Raw genomic sequence first — 25,377 nt, 5'->3', positions numbered from 1 at the left:
GGGGATTCGGGGCGGGCATGCTCACCTACCAAGACGTGATGACCATCAAGCTCGGGGCGCTGACCAACGCGGCCACGGCCTGGGACCACATGGCCGAGGACCTGGGCAAGATGGAGGGCGTCTACAACGCCAAGGTGAAGAAGGTTCCCGAGGGCGGCGGGTGGACCGGCATTGCGGCCGGGGCGGCGGCTGGTCAGTTCGCCGCGACCAGCCGGCAGTACGTGGACGCGCAGACCGAAGCACGAGCCATCGCCTCGCTCCTGCGCGACGCCCACGGCCAGTTCACCCGTCTTGTCGGTGAGGTGAAGCGCATCGTCGCATCAGCGGAGAAGCAGGACCTGTCCGTCAACAGCCAGGGTCAGGCTGTCTACGACCGGAGCAAGCTCACCCCGCACCAGCATGACCCGGACTACGAGAAGTACCTGGCGCAGGTGACGAAGTCCGAAGACGCCTGGACCAAGAAGATCAAGGACGCCGTGCAGGCGGTCGACGACGCCGACCAAGGCGTCAAACTCGCCCTACGCGACGCGGCAGGTATCAAGAGCCTGTTCGAGCGTATGGCGGACGAGGCTCTGGGCCAGGGCCATGGATTCAACGGCAGAGCCAAGGGCGACATCGAGTACTACGAGGCGCTGGAAGCCAAGGCGTACGCCGACGAGATCCTGGACGGCAAGAAGCCGAGCGACCCGGCGGAGTGGCGGCGCCTGATGCGCGACAACTCCGACAACAAGGTGTTCAGCCAGACCTTCCTCGACTCCCTCGGCCTGGACAAGACGCTGAAGCTGTCCAACAAGATCGACGACCTGGCGTACGTCACCGACACCAAACAGCGGGACGCCTACCTCGACATCAATGGAGGCATATCCGACTCCCTGGCCACCGCCACCCGTGTCCCCGACTTCTACGACGACAAGGGAAAGCGGCTCCGCTACGGCACGGAGGCGTACAAGAGCGCCTTCTCCGGCTGGTACATGAGCCCACAGGGGTCCTTCTACAAGCAGTGGCAGGACGATGTCTGGAAGCTGGGCGACAAGAAGTACGAGTCGAAGTTCGCCGGCGAGCGGGTCGCGGTGGGACCAGGAGCCAAGCAGGACATCGACGGGTTCCAGAGCCTGGTCACGCTCATGAAGCAGGGCCACGACTACTCCCCGCAGTTCGTCGCCGACGTGACCGACCAGGCGATCGAGGCCGAGAAGAAGAACCCGGACATCTGGGACCTGCACGGCAAGTTCAGCGGCAAGGGCGACGGCGGTGGCTGGCTCGCCAACGACCCCGTGGACGGTGCGTTGCAGGTCATGGCACATACTCCCGAGGGCGCAGCGGGCTATCTCGATCCCGGGACGCCCGACGGCAAGGCCCGCTACGACTACCTGGTGGGCAACCGTGACGACAGCCGCGACTGGAACGTCATCGACACCACGGAAGACACCGGCAAGGCGCAGATCGCCGGAGCGGACAAGATGGACGCCGATAACCGCCGCGGATTGGGTGACGCCCTCGCCGCCGCGGCGACAGGGCACGACCCATCAGGTTCTGCCGACGCTCCCACTCGCCACACGGCAGCCAACAACCGGGTCTTCCATGCCACTTTGGAGAGCTTCTCCGACCAGGGTGACGACATGCCCGCCTCGCTGCGCGAGAGTATGGCGAAGATCATGGTCAATCACGGGGACGAGGTCTATCAGTCCATGAGCAGGATCGGCGGCCAGTCGAACGATCCACTCACCTCGCTGGACCAGCACCAGGTCATGGAAGTCGCCAAGCAGATTTCCCGAAGTCAGGAGTCGTACGGAATGCTCCACGAAGGCATGAACTATGCCATCACCAAGGACATCCACGACTCCAGTCGGAGCCCCGAGGACACGTTGCACTCGGCGGGCCACGCGATCGGTTTCATGGAGGAGGCGCGCTACAACGCCCTCAAGGGAGATCAGCACGACTACACCTGGGACAAGGCATGGAGCTATCACTCCTCCGGCGCCGTGCTCAACTTCATCCCTGGCGTCGGCGACCTCGCGCAGCGGGGCGCCGACGTGGTCACCAGCAAGTGGATCATGGATGAGCAGCAGCATCAGGCCGACCAGCTCACCGCCAACAATCAGGCGACCTATACGACAAGACAGAACCAGCTCGACGAGATTGCTGGGCAGTGGTACGCCGTCAACTCGGATTGGGCGGGTAGGCGCGACGGATACTCACTCGACCAAGGAGTGCACGACCAGATCGCTGCGGCCGCGAACGACGGTAACAAGCGCGCCGACGGACTTGCAGGGGATCAGTAGTGAACGTAGTCCGGCAAGGCGCTGCGCTTCTTGCCTCGGTCGTCATCACAGCGAGCGCGACTGCATGCACCAGCAGCAACGAGGGCCTTGATGTGCCAGGGAAGTTCTGTGGCGCTCCCGTCAAGAAGTCGGTGCTCTCGCCGCTTCTTCCTGAGGGTAAGGATCTGGAGGCCCAGCAGAGTGGATCAGAAGCCACAGAGATCCTGTGCTCCTTGCACGTCGACGGCGTACAGGTCCTCACCTCGACGATCCGTACCACTGACCAGCCCCTTCCTCCCGAGGACTGGAACACCGCGTTGGCCAAGTACAGCAAGGCTAAGAAGCGGGAAGTCTCCTTTGCCGGTGCCGCGGTCATCGGTGCCAATGGCGCACGCGCAACAGCCAAGTGCCAGCCTGATGCCAGCTCCGCATTCCTGATCTTCAACATTGACCTGCAGGGCGACCAGATCGACAACTCTCAATCCGGGGTGAAGAAACTTCAGGGGTTCCTGGAGAATTACGTACCCGCGATGACGAAGTACCTTGACTGCACCACTTAGAGGAAGCTCGGCCGACGCCGAAAGATCTACGGTTACCGTCAAGGGCAGCTCAACGAAATTGCCGGACAGCGGTACTCGACCAACTCGGACTGGGCTCTCGATCACCCTGGCTACTCGTACGATGACGGGATCTACAAGCAGATAGCCGGCGCTGCCAACGATGGCAACGCGCGCGCCGATGGCATTGCAGGAGACCATTAGTGAAATCCTTGAAGCGAGGTGCGCCGGCTCTCGTACTCGCCTCTGCAGTGGTGGCGATTTCGGGCTGCAATAGCAAGAACCTCTCAATCCCGGACGAGTTCTGCCGAACGCCAATGAAGCAGGGGACCCTCTCCCCGCTCGTACCAGAAGGCAACAGCCTGACCCAGAAGTACGAGGAGGCGAGCGCGCGGCCTGGCGCATTTTGCAAGATGTCCGTGGACGGGCATCAGATCCTCTTTGCCACGGTCCAGAAGTACGACCGAAAGTCGGATCCGGTGAACTGGACATCCGTCGCGGCGGCTCACAAGAATGCGGCGGTAAGAGACGTCGGATTCCCGGGCGATGCGGTCATCGGTAGTGATCACGCCGTGGTTCAGGCGAACTGCAAGTCCAAATCCGCGTACATGTCGTTCGATGTCATCTTCAGCGGCGATCGCGTTGAGAACTCCGCCAAGGGCTACAAGAAGCTTCAGCGCTTCGTCGACGAGTTCGTGCCTCAAGAAACCAAGAAGTTCGATTGCACCGCATGAGTCCGACGCAGTAGACGAAGAGAACACTCCTGGCAGAGGTGCTGCTGCCGCGCGGGGTGCGGCGGAGCCGGAGCTCACCGGCTCCGCCGAACTGGTGTGCAGCCAGGGCTAGTTACCCGCGGACGCGGACGTGGGTGAGGAAGCGGGTCCAGGTGGCGGGGGTGAGGAGGAGGGCGGGGCCCGTCGGGTTCTTTGAGTCGCGGAGACCTATTCCGGTGGGGGTCTCCGCGACTTCTACGCAGTTCTGACCGGGGTCGCTGTACGTCGACTTGAACCAGGCGTGCTCGGGAGCGACATCGGAGGAGGTGCGGTGGGTGGGCATAGACGGGCCTACAGCTCTCGTTCTAGTCGGTGCAGGAAATCCGGAGTGTCCTCGGGCGGCAGTGCCGACGCGGCCATGGCGTCGAACCGCCTTTGAAAACGGTCGACTTCGCGCGGCTTGTCCGACGTGGAGACGGAACCCCAGGCGCTGTCGGCCTGTACGCGCTGCGGCAGAGCGTCGCCGAAGTCGAGGATGGCGAAATCGTTCGTGGAACGGTAGCTGCGGCGGAACGGGAGCACCTGGATGGTGATGTGGTCCCATCCGGACCACTCCTTGAGCCGTGCGTATTGGTCGTGCATGACCTCACTGCCGCCCACGGGGTAGCGGAGTGCTGCTTCACCGAGGATGACATGTAACCTGACAGGGTCGTCCCCGGTAAGTACCTCCTGGCGTTTCATCCGCAGTTCGACGCTGTTGCGGATGAACTCCGAGGTGTACTCCTCGATCGGCTTGTGCAGTACGTGAGTTGCGCGTGCGTACCCTTCCGTCTGCAGTAGGCCGTAGACCACGGTGGGGTGGTAAGCCTTCATCGCCCTGGCCTCCGGCTCCAGGCCGACGAAGCCGGGCATGCCCGCGGGCATCAGCCCTCGGTATTGCGTCAGCCAGTCCTGGTGGTTGGACTCCCGGTTGAGGTTGATCAGGGACTCCATCACGTCCTCGTCCGTGACGTCGTACTTCTCGAGCAGCTTTCGTAGGTCCCCCGCGTTCCGGAAGTTCAGGGCGCCCGCCTCGATGCGCTGCAGCGACGCCTCGGAGATGCGTAGCCCCTGAACCGCCTGCCTTCGTGTCAAGCCGCCGCCACGCTCGCCGAGGCCGCAGTTCTCTCGTAACTGCCGGAGTTGGAGGCCGAGTTCGAGACGCTGGGCCGTGCGTCCGCGTTTGGCTGCCATCTGCGCCGCCTCCGTGTTGCCGTGCGTGCCGCTCGCTGCGGTGTGCCGAGTGTGCCACCCCATGTGTGCGGAGCGCAGCCGTGTGCGCTGAACTCGGCATAGTCCATTTTGCTGTGCGCTGATTAATCAGCGAGCTTTCGATTGAATCCGAATGGATAGTCCCGTCACGGTAGTTGGGCAGCGCAAGCCCGCTCCGAGAGGCCCCCCCATGTCCACCGCCCTCCCCACCCTCGACCGCTCCACCGGCTACCCCATGACGCCGCGGAGCGTCCCCCTCGCCCGTATGCACACGCGACGGCGGCTCACCTTCTGGCAGTGGCCGGGTGAGGTCGAGGACGCCGTCCTCGTCGTGTCCGAGCTGACGGCGAACGCCGTGACGCACGCCCGGGTGCCGGGGCGTCAGGTGTGGGTGCGGCTGGCCGCGACGGAGGGCGGTGGGCTGCTGGTCGATGTGTCGGACCCGTCACCCGTCTTCCCGGTGACGGAGCTCCGCCCGGAGGGCGAGCGCGGCCGAGGCCTGATGGTCGTACGCCAACTGGCCCTGGAACTGGACTGGTTCCTGCGTCCGGACCTCGGCAAGACGGTCCGGGCGCGGCTGGTTCCTCATGGGCGGCGGGCGGAACTCGGGGTGTGGTCAGGCGGTCAGCGCGACAAGCTCCCCGTTGGCGAGCTCGGTGACCAGGGCGAGGACGCGGCCGGCGGCGGCCAGGTCATCGGCGGGTATCCCGCCCCAGATGCGGGCGGTGATGGGGGCGGTCTCCGCGCCGATGGTGGCGAGCAGCTCGCGCCCCGCGTCCGTGGGGCGAAGGTGCGCGCCGTCCGCGACGAGCAGCTGCCTGGCAAGCAGCTCGTCGAGGGTGGCGCGGATGTCGGCCGGATCGGCCTTGAGGGAGCCCTGGACCTGGGTGGCGAGATCGTCCGGCGTCTGCGGGGCGTCGGCGGTGACGGCGGCGCGCAGGGCGACCTGCTGCTGGAACGTGGCGCCGTGCCGGGCCAGGACGTGCTCCAGGACGCCGCGGGCGGCGTAGTGGGCCAGGCCGAGGGTGCGGGCATTGGCGACGGGTGCGGTGGTGCTGGATGCGGTGGTGGTCATGGTGTTGCCCCCTGAGTGCTCTCGTCGTTCCATACGGATGGAGCGAAAGGTGCGTCGAGCAGGGTTGTCAGCTCGTCGGTGAACGCGCGCGTCCGAGGGGCGTCGAGGCCGCCCAGCGGCTCCAGCAACTGCTGAAGCAGTCCCTGGATCACCGTGATGGCCCGCCGTGTGACGGCCTGGCCCTGCTCGGTGAGGGCGAGCTGTACGGCGCGGGGGTCGCGGGGGTCGCGGGTGCGCTCGATCAGGCCGGCCGACTCCAGGGCACGCGCCAGCTTCGAGACGTACAGCGCCTCCAGGCCGGTGTGGTCAGCGAGTTGGCGCTGACTGGGCCGCTCACCGGCGCGCTGCATGCCGTGCAGCGACGCGACCAGTGAGTACTGCGCGTGGGTGAGACCCAGCGGAGCCAGCGCACGATCGACCACGACGCGCCACTTGTTGGCGAGCCGCCATACCAGGAAACCGGGCGTGGGGCCCGGTGAAGCCTTGCTCATGGTGGATACGGTACATGGCTACTATGTCCATGGCTACTATTTCTTGCGCCCGGCGCACCCAGCCGAAAGCGGACTGACGCGTGCCTCAGGGCTGGCCTTTACGTCGGCGTCAACGTTTACGGTCGAAGACATGCGCATCGGAGAGCTGGCTGAGCGGGCGGGGACGACCACGCGGACGCTGAGGTACTACGAGTCGCGCGGGCTGCTGCCCGCGCGGCGCGGAGGCAACGGCTACCGCACGTACGACGAGGCGGATCTGCGGGCCCTGCGGCAGATCCGGACGCTCCAGGACTTCGGGTTCGAGCTGGAGGAGACCCGCCCGTTCGTGGAGTGCTTGCGGGCCGGGCATCCGGAGGGCGACTCGTGCCCCGCCTCGCTCGCGGTGTACCGCCGCAAGCTCGGCGAACTCGATGCGCTGATCGGCGAGTTGACCGCCGTTCGGGAGAAGGTCGGCGCGCAGCTGGAGCGCGCCGAGGAGGCCATGGACGCGCTGGCGGGCGAGGACCCGTCGCCGCGCTGCGAACTGGGAGGGTGAAGTGAGTACGGATCTGAGGGACGTCACGGACGCGGACTTCGACACAGAGGTGCTGGGGGCCGGGCGGCCGGTCCTGGTGGAGTTCACCGCCGAGTGGTGCGGGCCGTGCCGGCAGCTCGCGCCGGTGCTGCGCTCCATCGCGGACGAGGAGCGGGAGCGGCTCGACGTCGTGGTGATCGACGTGGATCACAACCCGGAGACCGCGGTGCGTTACGGGGTGCTGTCGATGCCGACGCTCATGGTCTTCAAGGACGGCGAGCCGGTGTGGACGCGGGTCGGGGCACGCCCGAAGCGGCGACTGCTGGAGGAACTGGCGGAGGTCGTCTGATCACGCCGGTCCGACGGAGGCCGTTGACCGGGCCGAATAGCGGCGGTGAAATCCCCCGGGGTGCAATTGGACCCTGCCAGGGGGTATATTCGGTGTTTCTGTGTGCCCACAGAAAAGGCCCCTCACGAGGGGCCGAATAAACACATTGTACCTGGCAGGGAGCCGCTTTGTCAACCCGTGAAGCGCGTGAAATCGCTGAATTGCAGAAAGAGCAGGAATTCATCGACCGGCTTTACGCGCGCGTCGATGTGCTGCGCGGCGACGCCGCGGAGTCGGTCTCGGACGCCCTGACACCGGTCGGCACCGGGCAGCAGGCGCGGCTCGAAAGGGATCTCCTCGTCGTCGAGCGTTCCGGCCTGCTCGCCGCGCTGAACGCGGTCGACGGTTCGCTGTGCTTCGGCCGGATCGATCTCACCGAAAAGGCGGGCGGCACCGCACATCACATCGGGCGCATCGGAATTCGCGAGGACGACAGCGAGCACACCCCGATTCTGATCGACTGGCGCGCGCCGGTCGCCCGCCCCTTCTATCTCGCCACCGGGCACACGCCCATGGACATCAGGCGGCGGCGCCACCTCACCACCGAGGGCCGCACCGTCACCGAGCTGCACGACGAGATCCTCGACCTGGGTGACGAGGAGCGCACCGGGTTCGAGGACCCGACGGGCGACGCCGTACTGCTCGCCGCCCTGAACTCGGCCCGCACCGGCCGCATGGGCGACATCGTGCAGACCATCCAGGCCGAGCAGGACCGGATCATCCGCCACTCGCACCGCGGCGTGCTCGTGGTGGAGGGCGGCCCCGGCACCGGCAAGACCGCGGTGGCGCTGCACCGCGCGGCGTTCCTCCTGTACGAGCAGCGGGAGCTCCTCGCCAAGCGGGCCGTGCTCATCGTCGGCCCGAACCCCGCCTTCCTCGCCTACATCGGCGAGGTCCTGCCCGCGCTCGGCGAGACCGGCGTGCTGCTCGCCTCGCTCGGTGAGCTGTTCCCCGGCGTGCACGCCACCGCCGAGGACACCCCGCACGCCGCCGCCGTCAAGGGCGCCGAGGCCATGGTGGACGCCCTCGCGCTCGCCGTCCGCGACCGGCAGCAGCTCCCCGAGCCCGGCGCCCCGTTGATCGTCCGGCACGACGACGGTGACCTCGTCCTCGACTGGGAGATCGCCTACGAAGCCCGGCAGGCCGCCCGCGACACGCTCCTGCCGCACAACCTCGCCCGCCCCCACTTCGCCTTCCGGATCATCGACGCGCTCACCGCCCAGCTCGCGGAGCGCATCGGCGCCGACCCGTACGGCGGCCCCAACTTCCTCGGCCCCGACGACCTCGCCCAGCTCGGCAAGGGCGTCGCCGCCAGCTCCGAAGTGCACGCCGCCATCGAGGAGTTGTGGCCGCGACTCACCCCGCCGGGCCTGGTCGCGGACTTCCTGGCCGCACCCGTGCACATGGCCGGCGAGGACGCGAAGGCGATCCGGCGCGACGTGACGGGGCCGGCGGACTGGACCCCTGCCGACGTTCCGCTTCTCGACGAGGCCGCCGAGCTGATCGGCGTCGACGACAGCGCCGAACGCGCCCTGGCCGAGGCGGCTCGCCAGGAGCGGATCGCCTACGCGCAGGGCGTCCTCGAACTCTCGCGCGGCTCCGAGACATACGAGTTCGAGGACGAGGAGGACTCCGAGGTCCTCGCCGCGCACGACATCGTCGATGCCGAGCGGGTCGCCGACTGGTACGAGGAGGAGGACCACCGCAGCGCCGCCGAGCGCGCGGCGGCCGACCGGACCTGGGCGTTCGGGCACATCATCGTCGACGAGGCGCAGGAGCTGTCGCCGATGGCGTGGCGGTTGCTGATGCGCCGCTCGCCGACGCGGTCGATGACGCTGGTCGGCGACCCCGCGCAGACCGCCGAGGAGGCCGGCGTCGGATCGTGGGAGAAGATCCTCGCGCCGTACGTCGCGGACCGCTGGGAGCACACCCGGCTCGGCGTCAACTACCGCACGCCGTCCGAGATCATGGACGTGGCGGCGGCCGTGCTGCGCGCCGAGCACCCCGGCTTCGAGCCGCCGTCCTCGGTCCGCTCGACGGGCGTGCGCCCCTGGGCGCGCGAGGCCGGCGACGTCGTGAAGGCCGTGGCCGAGGAGGCCGTCGCCGCCACTCCCGAGGAGGGGCGGCTCGCCGTGATCGCCCCCCGTCGGCTGCACGCGGCGCTCGCCGCTGCGCTGCCGGACGTCGTGGCGGGCGGCGAGCCCGACCTCACCAAACACCTGGTGCTGCTCGACCCCCGCCAGGCCAAGGGGCTCGAGTTCGACCGGGTGCTGGTCGTGGAGCCGGGCGAGTACGGCGTCAGTGATCTCTACGTCGCGCTGACCCGGGCCACCCAGACGCTCGGCGTCGTGCACGGCGGGGGGCTGCCCGAGTCGCTGCGCGGCGTGCTGAGGCATGTCCCGAGTTCCCCGCCTGCGACGTGACGCCCGGCACGCACGCTCGCCGCACGGGACAGGCCCTGATCACGCGGGCCTGAGCCACACCGTCGCGAGCGGCGGGAGCGTGAGCCGGACACTGGCCGGACGCCCGTGGGCACCCTGGGCGTCCGGCTTGACCGGGTCCGGGTTGCCGACGTCACCACCGCCGTAGCGGGCCGCGTCGGTGTTGAGGACCTCGTGCCAGGCCGGTACGTCGTCGGGGGCGCCGAGCCGGTACGCGTGGCGCACCAGCGGCGAGAAGTTGGACACCGACATGAGCGGGCTGCCGTCGGCGGCGCGGCGCAGGAACGCGAAGACGTTGTCCTGCGCCGCGTCACCGACGATCCACTCGAAGCCCGACGGGTCCATGTCGCGCTGCCAGAGCGCCGGTTCGTTCCGGTAGACGGCGTTCAGGTCGCGGGTGAGGTCGCGGACACCGCGGTGGTCGGGCTCCGCCGGGTACGACGGGTCGAGCAGCCACCAGTCCGGGCCGTGCGCCTCCGACCACTCGGCGCCCTGCGCGAACTCCTGCCCCATGAAGAGGAGTTGCTTGCCCGGGTGGGACCACATGAAGCCCAGGTAGGCGCGGTGGGTCGCCCGCTGCTGCCACCAGTCGCCGGGCATCTTGGAGACCAGGGCCTTTTTGCCGTGGACCACTTCGTCGTGCGAGATCGGCAGGACGTAGTTCTCGCTGTAGGCGTACACCATCGAGAACGTCATCTCGTCGTGGTGGTAGCTGCGGTGGACCGGGTCGTGGGACACGTAGCCGAGCGAGTCGTGCATCCAGCCCATGTTCCACTTCAGGCCGAAGCCGAGACCCCCGAAGCCGCCCGGTCCGATGTGGTGGGTCGCCCGGGTCACGCCGTCCCACGCGGTCGACTCCTCGGCGATCGTGACGACGCCGGGGACCCTGCGGTACAGCGTCGCGTTCATCTCCTGGAGGAACTCGACCGCGTCCAGGTTCTCCCGTCCGCCGTACTGGTTCGGGGTCCACCGGCCGTGCTCGCGCGAGTAGTCGAGGTACAGCATGGAGGCGACGGCGTCGACGCGCAGGCCGTCGATGTGGAACTCCTCGCACCAGTACACGGCGTTGGCGACCAGGAAGTTGCGGACCTCCTTGCGGCCGTAGTCGAACTCGAGGGTGCCCCAGTCCGGGTGCTCGGCGCGCAGCGGGTCCTCGTGCTCGTACAGGGTGCGGCCGTCGAACTCGGCGAGCGCCCAGTCGTCACGCGGGAAGTGGGCCGGCACCCAGTCCATGAGGACGCCGATGCCGGCCTGGTGCAGCGCGTCGACCAGATGCCGGAAGTCGTCGGGCGTGCCCATGCGGGCCGTCGGGGCGTAGAAGCCGGTGACCTGGTAGCCCCACGACCCGCCGAAGGGGTGCTCGGCCACAGGCATCAGCTCTACGTGCGTGAACCCCAGGTCGGCGACGTACGCCGGGAGTTGATCGGCCAGCTGGCGGTACGTGAGGCCGGGTCGCCAGGACGCGAGGTGGATCTCGTAGACCGAGAACGGGGCCTCGTGCACGGGCGGAGTGCCGCGGCGGGTCATCCACTCGTCGTCGTGCCAGGTGTGGTGCGACGCGTCGATGATCGAGGAGTTGGCGGGCGGGACCTCCGTGCGGCGGGCCAGCGGGTCCGCGCGCATCGTCTTCGAGCCGTCCGGGCGGGTGATCTCGAACTTGTACAGCTCACCCTCGCCGAGGGCCGGGACGAAGAGCTCCCAGATCCCCGTGGAGCCGAGCGAGCGCATCGGGAAGCCCGTGCCGTTCCAGTAGTTGAAGTCGCCCACGACGCGCACCCCTTGGGCGTTGGGTGCCCAGACGGTGAAGCGGGTGCCGGTGATGCCCTGGTGCGTCATGGGGTGCGCGCCGAGCGCCTGCCACAGCTGCTCGTGCCGGCCCTCGCCGATCAGGTGCAGGTCGAACTCGGAGAGCGCGGGCAGCAGCCCGTACGGGTCCGGGGTCTCGTGCTCGGCCGCGCCCTCGTAGGTGACCAGGAGGCGGTAGTCGGCCGGGGGTGCGGGCAGGTCGGCGAGGCCCGAGAAGAAGCCGTCGCCGTCGTCGTGCAGCACGACCCGGAGGCCGTCCGCGACGACCGTGACCGCGCGGGCGTAGGGGCGTAGCGCCCGGAACGCCGTCCCGGAGGGCGTGGTGTGCGCGCCGAGGGTGGAGTGCGGGTCGTGGTGGGTGCCGGCGAGGAGGCGGTCGCGGTCGGCGGCGGAGGTGGGGGAAGGGGCGGCGGTGACGGGTGTGGACGGTGTGGAGCGGGAGGGGTCGTGCGTCACGGGGTGGCCTCCTGGCTCGGGGTCGACATGGGGTGCTGCGGTGCCGCGTCCGCGTCCGCGTCTGCGTGTCCGGTGCGGGGGCGCGGCATGCCGGAGGCCTCCGTGGCGAGGCGGTCGATCGCAGACAGGGGGATCGACAGCCAGTCCGGGCGGTGGTGGGCCTCGTAGACGGCTTCGTAGACCGCCTTGTCCGTCTCGTAGGCGCGCAGCAGGACCGGGTCCGTCCGCGGATCGTCGCCTGCGGCCTGCGCGTAGCCCGCGCAGTAGGCGTCCCGGCACCCGCGCGCCCAGTCCGGCGCCCAGGGCCGGCTGGTGCGGGCCGCGTAGTCGAAGGAGCGCAGCATGCCGGCCACGTCACGGGCGGGCGGGTGCGGCAGCCGGCGTTCGGGCAGGGGGCGGGACGGCTCGCCCTCGAAGTCGATGACCGACCAGGCCCCGGCGGGCGAGCGCAGGCACTGGCCCAGGTGCAGGTCCCCGTGCACGCGCTGGGCGGTGCGGGGGGTCGTGTCGGCCGCGAGGGCGTCGAAGGCGGTGTGCAGCGCGGGCGCGTAGGGATGGAGGGCGGGCACGGCCTGGACCGCCTTGTCCAGACGGTCCTTCATCGACCGGGCCAGCTGCACCGTGTGGGCGCGGCCCAGGGTGACCGTCGGCAGGGCGTGCGCCAGGGCGAGGTGGATCTCCGCTGTCGCGCGGCCCAGTTCGCGGGCCTCGTGGCGGAAGTCCTGCCCCTTGGACAGCTCGCCGAGCGCGAGGTCCCAGCCGTCCGTCGCGCCCGTGAGGTAGGGCTGGAGCAGGCCGAGCGAGAGCGGATCGTCGTCGGTCGTCTCGAACCACGCCACCGGAGCGAGCGCGCGACGGCAGCCCTCGTCGGCCAGCGCGCGCTGGAGTTCCAGATCCGGATTGAGACCCGGCGTCACACGGCGGAACACCTTGAGAATGAACGTATCTCCGTAAATGATCGACGAGTTGGACTGCTCCGCGTCGAGGGGGCGTGGGGCGAGGTCCGGCGGGATCGGGGTGGCGCCGTCGTGCGCGAAGCGCAGTCCGCCCAGGCGGCCCGGGTGGCGCAGCCGCTCCAGGAGGAGGTCCGTCAGGCGGGGGTCGCGCAGGGCCTCGTAGACGGTGCGTCCGGCGAGGGGGCCCTGCGTGACATGGCCGATGAGGGCCGGCGCCAGGTACGGGGGCAGTGACTCCCTTACGCCCATCAGGAGTTGGTACGTGTCCTGGGTGGGCTCGACGCGCAGAAGGGCGTGGATCAGGCCCGGCTGGCGTGGCGTGACCGGCAGCAGGTCCGTCGCGGCGAGCAGGGTGAGGGCGGGTGCTGTTCTGCCCGCGAACCAGCGTTGCCGGGGCAGCCACGCGCGCAGGAGCGGGTCGAGCGAGGCGAGCAGTTCGGGTCGCGCGGTCGGGCCGGTTCGGGTGACGGCATCCGGCATGGCGTCACGTCCTTTCCCCGGGGCGGGCCGCGACTGGGTGCGGGGCGGCGTCCCGGAAATGCGGCAGAGGCAGTACGAGCGGGACGTGTCGGGGTGTGTGGTGATGGGTGCCCAGGGAGGGGCGGCGGAAACCGGCCCTCCCCGGGCGGCGTTCAGGCGTCCTTGCGCAGCCGGAACCAGTAGAACCCGTGACCTGCGAGGGTGAGGAGATAGGGCAGTTCACCGATGGCCGGAAAGCGCACCCCGCCGATGAGCTCGACCGGGTGGCGGCCGCTGAAGGCCTGGAGGTCGAGTTCGGTGGGCTGGGCGAAGCGCGAGAAGTTGTGCACGCACAGGACGAGGTCGTCCTTGTGTTCGCGCAGGAACGCGATCACGGCCGGGTTGGACGACGGGAGTTCCGTGTACGAGCCGAGGCCGAACGCCTCGTTCTGCTTGCGGATCTCGATCATGCGCCGCGTCCAGTGCAGCAGCGAGGACGGGGACGACATGGACGCCTCGACGTTCGTGACCTGGTAGCCGTAGACCGGGTCCATGATCGTGGGGAGCGAGAGGCGGCCCGGGTCGCAGGACGAGAAGCCCGCGTTGCGATCGGGGGTCCACTGCATCGGCGTGCGCACCGCGTCGCGGTCGCCGAGCCAGATGTTGTCGCCCATGCCGATCTCGTCGCCGTAGTAGAGGATCGGCGAGCCCGGCAGGGAGAGCAGCAGGGCGGTGAAGAGTTCGATCTGGTTGCGGTCGTTGTCGAGGAGGGGCGCGAGGCGGCGGCGGATGCCGATGTTGGCCCGCATGCGCGGGTCCTTGGCGTACTCCGCGTACATGTAGTCGCGCTCTTCGTCGGTGACCATTTCGAGCGTGAGCTCGTCGTGGTTGCGCAGGAAGATGCCCCACTGGCAACTCGATGGAATGGCAGGGGTTTTGGCGAGAATTTCCGAGACGGGGTAGCGCGACTCCCTGCGCACGGCCATGAAGATCCGTGGCATGACGGGGAAGTGGAACGCCATGTGGCACTCGTCGCCGCCGGAGGCGTAGTCGCCGAAGTAGTCGACCACGTCCTCGGGCCACTGGTTGGCCTCGGCGAGCAGGACCGTGTCCGGGTAGTGCGCGTCGATCTCCTTGCGGACCCGCTTGAGGAGCTCGTGCGTGGGCGGCAGGTTCTCGCAGTTGGTCCCCTCCTCCGCGTAGAGGTAGGGCACCGCGTCGAGCCGGAAGCCGTCGATGCCGAGATCCAGCCAGAAACGCAGGGCCGAGATGATCTCCTCCTGCACGCGCGGGTTCTCGTAGTTGAGATCCGGCTGGTGCGAGAAGAAGCGGTGCCAGTAGTACTGCTTGCGCACCGGGTCGAAGGTCCAGTTCGACGCCTCGGTGTCGACGAAGATGATCCGTGCGTCCTCGTACTGCTTGTCGTCGTCGGCCCAGACGTAGTAGTCGCCGTACGGCCCGTCGGGGTCCTTGCGGGACTCCTGGAACCACTCGTGCTGATCGCTCGTGTGGTTCATGACGAAGTCGATGATCACGCGCATCCCGCGCTGGTGCGCGGCGTCGACGAACTCCACGAAGTCGGCCAGGTCACCGAACTCGGGCAGGACCGCCGTGTAGTCGGATACGTCGTAACCGCCGTCCCTCAATGGGGACTTGAAGAACGGTGGCAGCCACAGGCAGTCCACGCCGAGCCACTGGAGATAGTCCAGTTTCGCGGTGATGCCCTTGAGGTCGCCGACTCCGTCGCCGTTGCTGTCCTGGAAGGAGCGGACGAGGACCTCGTAGAAGACGGCACGTTTGAACCAGTCTGGATCCCGGTCCTTGGTGGGGGTGTCCTCGAAGGTGTCCGGGACGGGTTCATTGACGGTCATGGTGTGGGTGACCCTCCGATCAACGGTGAGGACGGTCGCAGGACGGTGAGGATGTGCGCGGGCGTACGGCCCGGCTCGAGGCGCACATAGTTGGCCCTGCCCCAGTGGTAGGTCTCACCGGTGAGCTCGTCGCGCATCGGTGCGGACTCGTGCCAGCCGAGTCCCAGTTGCGGCATGTCCAACGACACCGTCGCCTCCTGGGTGTGGTGAGGGTCGAGGTTGGCGACCACCAGAACCGTGTTCGAGCCGTGCGCGCCTGCGACCGACTTGGAGTACGCGATCACCGTGTCCTTGTCGGTGTGGTGGAAGTGCACGTCACGCAGCCGGCGCAGGGCGGGGCTGCGGCGCCTGATGTCGTTGAGCCGGGTGATGAGGGGCGCGATCGAACGCCCCTCGTGCTCGGCCGACTCCCAGTCGCGCGGCCGCAGTTCGTACTTCTCCGAATGCAGATACTCCTCGCTACCGGGGCGTAGCGGTGCGTTTTCGCACAGTTCGTAGCCGCTGTAGACGCCCCAGGTGGGGGAGAGCGTGGCGGCCAGGACCGCGCGCGCCTCGAACGCGGGCCGCCCGCCGTCCTGGAGGTAGGCGTGCAGGATGTCCGGGGTGTTCACGAAGAAGTTGGGACGCATGTACGCGGCCGTGTCCCTGGCCAACTCCATGGCGTATTCGGTCAGTTCCTGCTTCGAGTTGCGCCAGGTGAAGTAGGTGTACGACTGCTGGAAGCCGGCCTGCGCGAGGGTGCGCATCATCGCGGGGCGCGTGAACGCCTCGGCCAGGAAGATCACGTCGGGGTCGGTGCGGTTGATCCCCTTGATGACCCGCTCCCAGAAGACGACGGGCTTGGTGTGCGGGTTGTCGACGCGGAAGATGCGCACGCCGTGGTCCATCCAGAAGCGCAGGACGCGGGTCGTCTCCGCGATCAGTCCCGGCATGTCCTTGTCGAAGGCGATCGGGTAGATGTCCTGGTACTTCTTCGGCGGGTTCTCGGCGTACGCGATCGTGCCGTCCGGCCGGTGGTGGAACCACTCGGGGTGCTTGTCCACCCATGGGTGGTCGGGCGAGCACTGGAGCGCGAAGTCCAGCGCGATCTCCAGGCCCAGGTCCGCGGCCCGGCTCACGAACGCGTCGAAGTCGTCGAGCGTGCCGAGATCCGGGTGGACCGCGTCGTGACCGCCCTCCGGAGAGCCGATCGCCCACGGGACACCCACGTCGTGCGGCCCCGGGGAGAGCGAGTTGTCGGGGCCCTTGCGGTACGTGGTGCCGATGGGGTGGATCGGTGGCAGATAGAGGACGTCGAAGCCCATCGCCGCGATGGCCGGAAGACGCTTCGCGGCGGTGTGGAACGTGCCGGAGACCGGCGGTTCCCCCTCGCGCACGATCGCGCCCTCCGAGCGCGGGAAGAACTCGTACCACGCCCCGTACAGCGCCCGCTCGCGCTCCACGTGGAGCGGCAGCGGGTCGGAGCTGGTCACCAGCTCGCGCAGCGGGTGGCGGGCCAGGACCTCGTCGACCTGCGGGGTGAGCGCGGCGGCCAGGCGGGCCGCGGCGGGGCGTGCGGTGTCCCGGAGCGCGGCGGCGGCGCGCAGCACCGTCTCGCGCTGCCCCTTGCGCTGCGGCACGCCCTCGGCGGCGCGCTCGTACAGCAACGCCCCTTCCTCCAGGACGAGTTCGGTGTCGATGCCCGCCGGGACCTTGATCTGCGCGTGGCGACGCCAGGTGGTGACCGGGTCGCCCCACGCCTCGACGAAGTAGGTCCAGCGGCCCTCCGAAGTGGGCGTGACCTGCGCGCCCCAGCGGTCGGTGCCGGGGGCCAGCTCGCGCATCGGGGTCCACGGGCCCGTGCGGCCGCGCGGCGAGCGCAGCACCACGTTCGCGGCGACCGCGTCGTGGCCCTCGCGGAAGACCGTCGCGCTGACCTGGAAGGACTCGCCCGCCACGGCCTTGGCGGGCCTGCGGCCGTGGTCCACGAGGGGCTGGACGTCCAGGACGGGGATCCGTCCGAGCGTGGTGGCGGAGGTGGCCGGTGGGCGCCGCCGGTCCGGTGGTTTCTGCGATTTCGCGCTTCTGGCCGACTGCTTCGCCGGGTCCGTGTGCGGCTTCGGCGAGGGACTCTGTGCGGGCATGACCGCTCCTGACCGCGGGGGTTCGGCTTGCGGAAACGGGGGTGATGAAGAGGGTCGCGCAGTGTGTACCGGGGGAGCCTTCCACGGTCGCAGGGCGGGCAATCCGGTGCTTTGTTAACTACTCGCGCGTAAGCACACAGACAAGTCCGGCCCCGCCGCGAACGACGGGACCGGACCATGAACTCACCTTTCGTTCAGGGGTTGTTGACCTGGAGCAGCTTGTTCGGCGAGCCGGGCAGCGGGTCCGTGATCCGGCCCGTCGCCGCGCGCCCGGTCAGCGCCCGGCTCACCTCGGCCGGGGTGGCCGAGGCGTGGTCGGCCAGATACAGCGCGGCGGCGCCCGCCACGTGCGGCGACGCCATCGACGTACCGGAGAAGGTCGCCTTCCCCGTGTCGCTCGCGTACCCCGCCGAGGTGATGTCGACGCCTGGGGCGAACAGGTCGAGCCGGGTGCCCCAGTTCGAGAAGTCGGCGCGCCGGTCCGTGCGGTCGGTCGCGCCGACCGTGATGGCCTCCTTCACGCGGGCCGGCGAGTACAGGCGCGCCGGGAGGCCGTCGTTGCCGGCCGCGACCGTGTACGTGACACCGGAGGCGATGGAGCCCCGCACCGCCGCGTCCAGCTGGGCGTTGGCGTGGCCGCCGAGGCTCAGATTGGCGACGGCCGGTTTGCGCGCGTTCTTCGTCACCCAGTCGATGCCCGCGATGACCTGGGCGGTCGTCCCGGAGCCCGCGTCGTCGAGCACGCGGACCGCGACCACGTCGGCCTTCTTCGCGACGCCGTGGCCCGTGCCGGCGAGGGTTCCGGCCACATGCGTGCCGTGGCCGTTGCCGTCCTGGGCGGTGGCGTCGCCGTCGACGAAGTCCCAGCCGTAGCGCGCCCGGCCGCCGAAGTCCCGGTGCGAGATCCGGATGCCGGTGTCGATGACGTAGGCCGTCACGCCCGAGCCCGCCGACTCGGGCCACGTGTAGGACTTGTCGAGCGGCAGATCGCCCTGGTCGATGCGGTCCAGCCCCCAGGACGGCGGGTTCTTCCGGGTGTGGTCGAGCGAGACCCGTGAGTCCTGGACGACCGCGGCGACCGACGGATCGGCCGCGAGCCTTCTGGCCTGCGTCTCGCCCGCGCGCACCGCGTACCCGTTCAGCGCCGTGCTGTAGGTGTGGCGTATTTTCGCCCCGTACTTCTCGGCGAGACCCTTGCCCGTGTCGGACGGTGCCTTCGTTCCCCCCTTGAGCGTCACGATGTAGCTGTCTGCGACGGCGCCGGGCTCACCGGCGCCGAGTATGCGCCCCAGCCGGGGCGCGGCATGCGCGGGCAGCGTGACGGCCGAGAGCGCCGCCGCCGTGGTCACGGCCGTGAGCGCGCCCACCCGGCGCAGACGCCTTTTGCGCGTCGGTGTCATGTCGTGAGTTCCCCTCCCTCGACTCGGCGCGCGAAGACCGGAGTTGCACGGCCGCCGGTCCTGACGGCCGGGATCCGCGCACACCGCTTGGCAGCCTCTCGTGCGCTGTCAGGCCCTACAAGACCGCATGAGGGGGCGGAATCGGCCAAATCGCCCGTGGAGGACCGGTGGCGGATGCGGCGAAGGTTGCGGCGAAAACCGGACTTCCTCCGGCCGGTACGCGGGCGGCGGCGCAGCGCGACCAGGAGCGGCGCGACGTACCGGGTCATCCTCATGGCGTACGACCGGCGCACCGGCCGGTTCCTCGGCAAGGACCCCCGCGATGCGGCGAGATGCCCGTGAAACAGGTGCCGACGCGACCCCGTGCGCCGTGGTAGCCGGAGCCCGGTGGCCGTACCGTCAAAGGTGACAGCCGGAGGCCGCGCGACGGAGCGCGTCCTCCTCGCACGTGTGCGCGTATGCCCGCCGCGTCCCCCTACAGAGGTGAGAACGTGAAGGCCATCCGTCGATTCACCGTCCGTCCCGTCCTGCCCGAGCCCCTCGCCCCCCTCCACGAGCTGGCCCGCAACCTGCGCTGGTCCTGGCACACCGGGACGCGCGACCTCTTCCAGGCCGTGGACCCCGGGCGCTGGGCCGCGTCCGACGGGGACCCGGTGAGACTGCTCGGCGCCGTGCCGCACGCGCGGCTCGCCGAACTCGCGGCCGACGAGGGATTCCTGCGCCTGCTCGGCGAGGCCGCGGACGACCTCAGGTCCTATGTGGAGGGCGACCGCTGGTACCAGACGCAGAGGCAGAGCGGCGGTCTGCCCGCCGCCATCGGATACTTCTCGCCCGAGTTCGGCATCACCGCCGCCCTGCCCCAGTACTCGGGCGGCCTCGGCATCCTCGCCGGCGACCACCTCAAGGCGGCCAGCGACCTCGGGGTGCCGCTGATCGGCGTAGGACTTCTCTACCGGCACGGCTACTTCCGGCAGTCCCTGTCCAGGGACGGCTGGCAGCAGGAGCACTATCCCGTCCTCGACCCGCACGAACTGCCGCTGACCCCGCTCCGCGAACCCGACGGCACCGACTGCCGTGTCGCACTCGCCCTGCCGGGCGGCGGCCGGCTGCTCGCCCGCGTCTGGCAGGCGCAGGTCGGCCGCGTGCCGCTCCTGCTGCTCGACTCGGACGTCGAGGAGAACGGCCCCGGCGAACGCAACGTCACCGACCGGCTCTACGGCGGCGGCAGCGAGCACCGGCTCCTCCAGGAGATGCTGCTCGGCATCGGCGGGGTGCGGGCCGTGCGCGCGTACTGCCGCCTCACCGGCCATCCCGAGCCCGAGGTGTTCCACACGAACGAGGGGCACGCCGGCTTCCTCGGCGTCGAGCGGATCCACGAGCTCGCCGGACTCGGGGTGGACTTCGACGCCGCCATCGAAGCCGTACGCGCCGGGACCGTCTTCACCACGCACACCCCTGTCCCCGCGGGCATCGACCGCTTCGACCGGGAACTCGTCGCCCGCCACTTCGGCCCCGGCGCCGAACTCCCCGGCATCGACGCCGCACGCATCCTCGGCCTCGGCACGGAGACGTACGCGGGAGGCAACCCGAACGTCTTCAACATGGCTGTGATGGGCCTGCGCCTCGCCCAGCGGGCCAACGGCGTCTCCACCCTGCACGGCAGGGTCAGCCGCGAGATGTTCTCGGGCCTGTGGCCGGGCTTCGACCCGGAGGAGGTCCCCATCACCTCCGTCACGAACGGCGTGCACGCCCCGACCTGGGTGGCTCCCGAGGTCCTGCGGCTCGGCGCCCGCCACGTCGGCGAACAGCGCACCCTGGACGCGCTCGCTGCCGGAGGATCCGACCGCTGGGACGCCGTCGCCGACATCGCCGACCGGGACATCTGGGAGCTGCGCCGCGAGCTGCGCGGCCGCCTGGTGGACGAGGTCCGCGAACGCCTCGCCGCGTCCTGGCGGCAGCGCGGCGCGGGCGCGGCGGAACTGGGCTGGATCGACGGGGTGCTCGACCCCGGCATCCTCACCATCGGCTTCGCCCGCCGCGTCCCCTCCTACAAGCGGCTCACCCTGATGCTGCGCGACCCGGACCGCCTGATGCGCCTCCTCCTCGACCCGGACCGGCCCGTCCAGATCGTCGTGGCGGGCAAGGCACACCCGGCGGACGACGGCGGCAAGCGCCTCGTGCAGGAGCTGGTGCGCTTCACCGACGACCCGCGCGTGCGCCACCGCATCGTGTTCCTGCCGGACTACGGCATGGCCATGGCGCAGAAGCTCTACCCGGGCTGCGACATCTGGCTCAACAACCCGCTGCGCCCCCTGGAGGCCTGCGGGACGTCCGGTATGAAGGCCGCCCTGAACGGCTGTCTCAACCTCTCCGTCCTCGACGGCTGGTGGGACGAGTGGTTCTCGCCCGACTTCGGCTGGGCGATCCCCACCGCGGACGGCACGGCGACCGACGAGCAGCGGCGCGACGACCTGGAGGCCGCGGCCCTCTACGACCTCGTCGAGCGCAGGGTCGCTCCCCGCTTCTACGAGCGCGGACCCGAAGGGCTGCCCGACCGCTGGATCGAGATGGTCCGCCGCACTCTCACCCACCTGGGCCCGAAGGTCCTCGCCGGGCGCATGGTCCGCGAGTACGTCGAGAAGCTGTACGCCCCCGCGGCCCGCTCGGGCCGTGCCCTCACCCCCGACGCGGCGCGCGAGCTCGCCCAGTGGAAGTCCCGGGTCCGCGCGTCCTGGCCCCGGGTGGCCGTCGACCATGTGGAGGCGTCCACGGCCACGGCCGAGCTCGGCGCGACGCTGGTGCTGCGCGTGCGGGTGGCGCTCGACGAACTCGGCCCCGAGGACGTCGAGGTCCAGGCGGTGGCCGGCCGCGTCGGCTCCGACGACCGCATCACCGACGCGACGAAGGTGGCCCTCAAGCCGGCCGGCGGCCCGGACCTGGACGGCCGCTGGGCGTACGAGGGCCCGCTCTCCCTCGACCGCACGGGCCCCTACGGCTACACGGTCCGCATCCTGCCCGCCCACCGGCTGCTCGCCTCGCCGGCGGAGACGGGACTGGTGACCGTCCCCTCGGAGACTGCCGCGGAGGCGGCGGGGGTGCTCTTGCGCTGAGTGCGCCGAGGGCGCTGAGTGCGCTGAGGATGTGCTGAGGACGGCCGGATGGTCGGCGGCGTCGCGGGTCTCGGCGAAGATGGACCCATGACCGAGATCCAGACGCCCCGCCTCCTGCTCCGCCGCTGGTCCGACGACGACCTCGTGCCCCTCTCCGAGATCCAGGCGGACCCGGACGTCATGCGCCGGGTCGGTGACGGCGGCCCGCGCGACCTGGAGCGGACGGCCGAGGACATCGAGCGCTGGGAGGAGGAGTGGGACGAGGAGGGCTTCGGCCCGTTCGCCGTCGAGCTCCTCGCCTCCGGCGAGCTGGCCGGTGTCGTCGGCCTCTCGGTGTCCGAGCTCCAGCCCGGCATCGAGATCAACTGGTGGCTCGGCCGCCAGTTCTGGGGCCAGGGTTACGCCTCCGAGGCCGCCCAGGCCACCCTGGAGTTCGCCCTCCAGGACCGCGGCGTCGACCGGGTCGTCGCCCTGATCCGTCCGGGCGACACGGGCTCGGAGAACGTCGCCCGCAAGCTGGGCATGACGGAGGGACACGAGCTCGCGCACCCGAAGCACGGCTTCGCGCTCCAGGTGCACGAGATCGACCTCACGGAGTACGAGGGCTGATCCACGCGCGGACAACTTCCGTGTGCGGAAGGTAAGTTGACCTGACGTCCAGCAACGGGGGTCAGGCATGTCCACGGCGGTACCCGCCACCATCGAGATCGTCCGGGCCGGCGAGGCCCACCTCCAGAGCATCGTCGAACTCGCCGCGGACCGGCGGCTCGACGTCACCGATCCGCAGCGGGCCGGCCGCGACGGATTCCTGGTGTCGAACTACACCCTGGCCGACTACCGGGCGCGGCTCACCACGGCCGAGCACTTCTGGGTTGCGGTCAAAGGCACCGAGGTGCTCGGCTATCTGATGGCGTACAGCGACGCGCAGATCGAGCCCGACGAATGGCTCAACCACCGCATCAAGTCGACGCTCGGCGCGTTCCTCGTCATCAAGCAGATCTGCGTCTCGCGCGGGGCCGCCCGCAGCGGGGTGGCGTCCCGGCTGTATCACCACGTGCTGGAGCAGTGGTCGAACAGTCCGGTGATCGCGGCCGTCGTCAGCGAGCCGTACAACGAGGCGTCCACCCTCTTCCACCGCAAGCTCGGCTTCGAGGAGCTGACCCGGCTCACGCCGCCCGACGGCAAGCAGCGGATGGTCTGGGTGTGGCGAAAGCCGCGCGAGGCGATGCTGCAGGCCCAGTACGCGGTGGCCATCGACCTCTACAAGCACGAGGACACCACCAACTGGCACAAGCTGAACAACTTCTTCTACATCACCGCGGGCCTGGCGGCGGCGCTCGGCTTCACCCTCGGCAAGGAGGGCGAGCCGACCCGGTCCATGGAGGAGATCTCGCAGAGCCTCGCGCTGGTCATCTGCGTCATCGGGCTCGGCTCCGCGCTCGCTTTCTCGCAGATGCTGCGCTACGGCCGCCGCTACCTCGGTGCCCGTAAGCGCGCCGCGATGGAGCTGGAGGAGTACATGGCCTGGCACGGCGGGCAGCGGATAGTGGGCCGCGAGACCCAGGCCGACGGCAATGCCTGGCTGAAGCAGTCGCCGACCGGACTCATCATGATGCTGCTTCCGGTCCTTGTCGCCCTGTGCTGGGCGGCGATGATCGGCGTACTGATCGTGAACTGAGAAGTGGGGCGGCACCCCGAGGCGCCACCCCACAACTACGGTTTTTCAGGCGTTACTTGACGTTGACCGCGGCCCACGCCCGGTCGACCGCCTTGTACTCCGCCGAGTCGGCGCCGTACAGGTCGGACGCCGCGCTCAGCGTGCCCTTGCGCGCGTTGGCGTAGTCCGTGTTCGTCGTGAAGTACGACGTCAGGGCCTTGAACCAGATCTTCTCGGCCTTGTCGCGGCCGATGCCCGCGGCCGGCTGGCCGTCCGCGGTCGGGGAGTCGTACGAGACCCCGTTGATCTCCTTCTTCCCGCTGCCCTCCGACAGCAGGTAGAAGAAGTGGTTGGCGATGCCCGACGAGTAGTGGACGTCGACGTTGCCGGCGCCGGTCTTCCAGTTGTCGAGGGACGCGCCGTCCTTGCTCGGCTTGTCCATGTAGCGCAGCGGGGAGCCGTCGCCGTTGATGTCGATCTTCTCGCCGATGAGGTAGTCGCCGACGTCCTTGGGGTTGTTCGCGTGGAACTCGACCGAGGTGCCGAAGATGTCGGACGTGGCCTCGTTCAGGCCGCCGGACTCACCGCTGTAGATCAGGCCCGCGGTCGCCGCCGTGACGCCGTGCGACATCTCGTGGCCCGCCACGTCGATCGACGTCAGGGGCTTCTTGTCGCCCTCGCCGTCGCCGTACGTCATGCAGAAGCAGCTGTCGTCCCAGAACGCGTTGACGTACGCGTTGCCGTAGTGGACCCGCGAGTACGCGCCCTTGCCGTCGCCGTTGATGCCGCTGCGGCCGTGGACGTCCTTGTAGTAGTCCCACGTGACCTGGGCGCCGTAGGCGGCGTCGACCGCGGCCGTGGCCGCGTCGTTGGTGGTGCCGTCGCCCCACTTGTCGTCCGCGTCGGTGAACAGCGTGCCCTTGCCGGACGACCCGTGCTTGAGGTCGTACGTGCTGTGGCCGCCGCGCTCCGCGTCCGTGAGGGCGTACGAGGAGCCGGACTTGGTGGAGCCGACCGTCACGCTGCCGCTGTACTGGCTCTCGCCGGCGCCGGTGTGGATCGCGTCCCACTCGAAGATCTTCTTGCCGGTCGCGGCGTCCGTGACGACGTGCAGCTTGCGCGGCGTGCCGTCCTTCTGGGTGCCGGTGACGACCTTCTCGTAGGCGAGGCGCGGGGTGCCCGACGCCGCCCAGACCACCTTGCGGGCGCCCTCGGGGGCGGCCTTGAGGGAGGCGGAGGCCGTCGACACGGCGATTCTCTTCGAGGTCGCGCGGGTGACGCCCTCGGACTTGCCGGCCTTGGACTCGTGGACGACCAGGTCGCCGCCGAGGACGGGCAGCCCGTCGTAGGTGCGCTCGTAGCGGGTGTGCGTCGTGCCGTCGCGGTCCTTGACCACGTCGCGGACGACGAGCTTCTCCTTGGAGTCGAGCTTCAGCTCCTTGGCCGTCTCGGCCTTCTTCGCGTCGGCGTCCTGGAGGAGGCCGGCGCGGGCGGCGCCCGAGAGCTTCATCGGCGCGGCGCCCGGCGTCGCGTCGGCCACGGGCTGCGCGGACGCGCCGGTGGTCATTCCGGCGGTCAGCAGGGCTCCGGCGGCAACGGCGGTGGCTATGGCCAGAGTCGAACGCTTCTTGGTGAAGCGCGCTATGTGGGGGGTCACGCAAGCTCCTTGTGTGTGGGGTAAGAGAGCTGTGTGGTGCTGAGCTGAGTGGTGCTTAGCTGTGTGTTGCGTGTGGTGCGTGGGGGAAGCGTGCCAGTTGAGGCTTGTACATGTCAGGAGGGCGATCGCAGGTTGGCCGGAAATCGTCCGTTGAGCGATGTCTCTTGTACGTATTGCGAACGGAACATGAA

Annotated in this window: 19 protein-coding genes and 1 pseudogene; 10 read left to right on the top strand and 10 right to left on the bottom strand. The window is 69.4% G+C overall.

The window, feature by feature from the left end; genetic code table 11:
• The first annotated feature begins 17 nt into the window (after window positions 1-17).
• The 3 genes from OG698_RS17305 (at window position 18) to OG698_RS17295 (ending at window position 3,552) form a co-directional block, all read left to right on the top strand.
• Window positions 18-2,282, top strand: a complete 2,265-nt coding sequence (locus tag OG698_RS17305; RefSeq protein ID WP_406103892.1) for a hypothetical protein — start codon at window positions 18-20, stop codon at window positions 2,280-2,282.
• Window positions 2,282-2,821, top strand: coding sequence for a hypothetical protein (locus tag OG698_RS17300; RefSeq protein WP_406103890.1), 540 nt, complete (start codon window positions 2,282-2,284; stop codon window positions 2,819-2,821). Before OG698_RS17305 ends, OG698_RS17300 begins: the two co-directional genes overlap by 1 nt.
• Window positions 2,822-3,021: 200 nt before the next feature.
• Window positions 3,022-3,552 carry a hypothetical protein gene (locus OG698_RS17295; RefSeq protein WP_406103889.1) on the top strand — a complete coding sequence of 177 codons (531 nt, stop codon included), beginning with the start codon at window positions 3,022-3,024 and terminating at the stop codon, window positions 3,550-3,552.
• Between the two features lie 112 nt (window positions 3,553-3,664).
• Here the strand turns inward: OG698_RS17295 and OG698_RS17290 are convergent, their stop codons facing one another.
• On the bottom strand, window positions 3,665-3,874 hold the full coding sequence (locus OG698_RS17290) for a DUF397 domain-containing protein (protein ID WP_406103888.1): 210 nt from the start codon (window positions 3,872-3,874) through the stop codon (window positions 3,665-3,667).
• An 8-nt stretch (window positions 3,875-3,882) separates the two neighbouring features.
• Window positions 3,883-4,764, bottom strand: coding sequence for a helix-turn-helix domain-containing protein (locus OG698_RS17285; RefSeq protein ID WP_406111117.1), 882 nt, complete (start codon window positions 4,762-4,764; stop codon window positions 3,883-3,885).
• Between the two features lie 151 nt (window positions 4,765-4,915).
• Between OG698_RS17285 and OG698_RS17280 the strand changes: the two are divergent.
• Window positions 4,916-5,299: pseudogene (locus tag OG698_RS17280) on the top strand (ATP-binding protein); the annotation flags it as partial.
• A 99-nt stretch (window positions 5,300-5,398) separates the two neighbouring features.
• Here the strand turns inward: OG698_RS17280 and OG698_RS17275 are convergent.
• A complete protein-coding gene (locus OG698_RS17275; RefSeq protein WP_406103886.1) occupies window positions 5,399-5,857 on the bottom strand; it encodes a MarR family transcriptional regulator in 459 nt (152 codons plus the stop codon).
• Complete coding sequence (locus tag OG698_RS17270) at window positions 5,854-6,348, bottom strand: MarR family winged helix-turn-helix transcriptional regulator (protein ID WP_406103884.1); 495 nt, start codon at window positions 6,346-6,348, stop codon at window positions 5,854-5,856. The genes OG698_RS17275 and OG698_RS17270 overlap by 4 nt, the downstream gene beginning before the upstream one ends.
• Before the next feature lie 130 nt (window positions 6,349-6,478).
• Here OG698_RS17270 and OG698_RS17265 point away from each other — a divergent pair, with 130 nt between their 5' ends.
• From OG698_RS17265 to OG698_RS17255, 3 genes are all read left to right on the top strand, one after another.
• Complete coding sequence (locus OG698_RS17265) at window positions 6,479-6,883, top strand: MerR family transcriptional regulator (protein ID WP_329570189.1); 405 nt, start codon at window positions 6,479-6,481, stop codon at window positions 6,881-6,883.
• 1 nt (window position 6,884) lies between these two features.
• Window positions 6,885-7,211 (top strand): thioredoxin, encoded by a 327-nt coding sequence (gene trxA / locus OG698_RS17260; protein WP_383092158.1) that lies wholly within the window; start codon window positions 6,885-6,887, stop codon window positions 7,209-7,211.
• Between the two features lie 200 nt (window positions 7,212-7,411).
• Window positions 7,412-9,673, top strand: a complete 2,262-nt coding sequence (locus OG698_RS17255) for a HelD family protein (RefSeq protein ID WP_406103883.1) — start codon at window positions 7,412-7,414, stop codon at window positions 9,671-9,673.
• Between the two features lie 39 nt (window positions 9,674-9,712).
• Here OG698_RS17255 and glgB read toward each other — a convergent pair whose 3' ends face one another.
• From glgB to OG698_RS17230, 5 genes are all read right to left on the bottom strand, one after another.
• On the bottom strand, window positions 9,713-11,953 hold the full coding sequence (gene glgB / locus OG698_RS17250; protein ID WP_406103882.1) for a 1,4-alpha-glucan branching enzyme: 2,241 nt from the start codon (window positions 11,951-11,953) through the stop codon (window positions 9,713-9,715).
• Complete coding sequence (locus tag OG698_RS17245; protein WP_406103880.1) at window positions 11,950-13,389, bottom strand: maltokinase N-terminal cap-like domain-containing protein; 1,440 nt, start codon at window positions 13,387-13,389, stop codon at window positions 11,950-11,952. Before OG698_RS17245 ends, glgB begins: the two co-directional genes overlap by 4 nt.
• A 152-nt stretch (window positions 13,390-13,541) precedes the next feature.
• The gene (treS, locus tag OG698_RS17240) at window positions 13,542-15,239 is read right to left on the bottom strand and encodes a maltose alpha-D-glucosyltransferase (RefSeq protein WP_406103879.1); all 1,698 of its coding nucleotides are present in this window, start codon (window positions 15,237-15,239) and stop codon (window positions 13,542-13,544) included.
• Window positions 15,236-17,362 (bottom strand): alpha-1,4-glucan--maltose-1-phosphate maltosyltransferase, encoded by a 2,127-nt coding sequence (locus OG698_RS17235; protein ID WP_406103877.1) that lies wholly within the window; start codon window positions 17,360-17,362, stop codon window positions 15,236-15,238. The genes treS and OG698_RS17235 overlap by 4 nt, the downstream gene beginning before the upstream one ends.
• Before the next feature lie 194 nt (window positions 17,363-17,556).
• Entirely contained in the window at window positions 17,557-18,762 is a 1,206-nt protein-coding gene (locus OG698_RS17230; RefSeq protein WP_406103875.1) for a S8 family peptidase, read from the bottom strand.
• Window positions 18,763-19,253: 491 nt separating this feature from the next.
• On the opposite strand from OG698_RS17230, the gene glgP reads away from it, so the two are divergent.
• The 3 genes from glgP to OG698_RS17215 all read left to right on the top strand — a co-directional run bounded on the left by glgP (window position 19,254) and on the right by OG698_RS17215 (window position 23,550).
• Window positions 19,254-21,872, top strand: a complete 2,619-nt coding sequence (gene glgP, locus OG698_RS17225) for an alpha-glucan family phosphorylase (RefSeq protein WP_406103873.1) — start codon at window positions 19,254-19,256, stop codon at window positions 21,870-21,872.
• A gap of 87 nt (window positions 21,873-21,959) precedes the next feature.
• The gene (locus OG698_RS17220; protein WP_406103871.1) at window positions 21,960-22,481 is read left to right on the top strand and encodes a GNAT family N-acetyltransferase; all 522 of its coding nucleotides are present in this window, start codon (window positions 21,960-21,962) and stop codon (window positions 22,479-22,481) included.
• 67 nt (window positions 22,482-22,548) lie between these two features.
• A complete protein-coding gene (locus tag OG698_RS17215) occupies window positions 22,549-23,550 on the top strand; it encodes a GNAT family N-acetyltransferase (RefSeq protein ID WP_406103870.1) in 1,002 nt (333 codons plus the stop codon).
• 52 nt (window positions 23,551-23,602) lie between these two features.
• Here the strand turns inward: OG698_RS17215 and OG698_RS17210 are convergent, their stop codons facing one another.
• Window positions 23,603-25,186 carry a M4 family metallopeptidase gene (locus OG698_RS17210; protein ID WP_406103869.1) on the bottom strand — a complete coding sequence of 528 codons (1,584 nt, stop codon included), beginning with the start codon at window positions 25,184-25,186 and terminating at the stop codon, window positions 23,603-23,605.
• Window positions 25,187-25,377 lie beyond the last annotated feature (191 nt).

Origin of the sequence: Streptomyces sp. NBC_01003 (genome assembly GCF_045162695.1) — a bacterium.
Lineage (GTDB): Bacteria > Actinomycetota > Actinomycetes > Streptomycetales > Streptomycetaceae > Streptomyces.
This window is presented reverse-complemented; position numbering and strand designations above follow the sequence as displayed.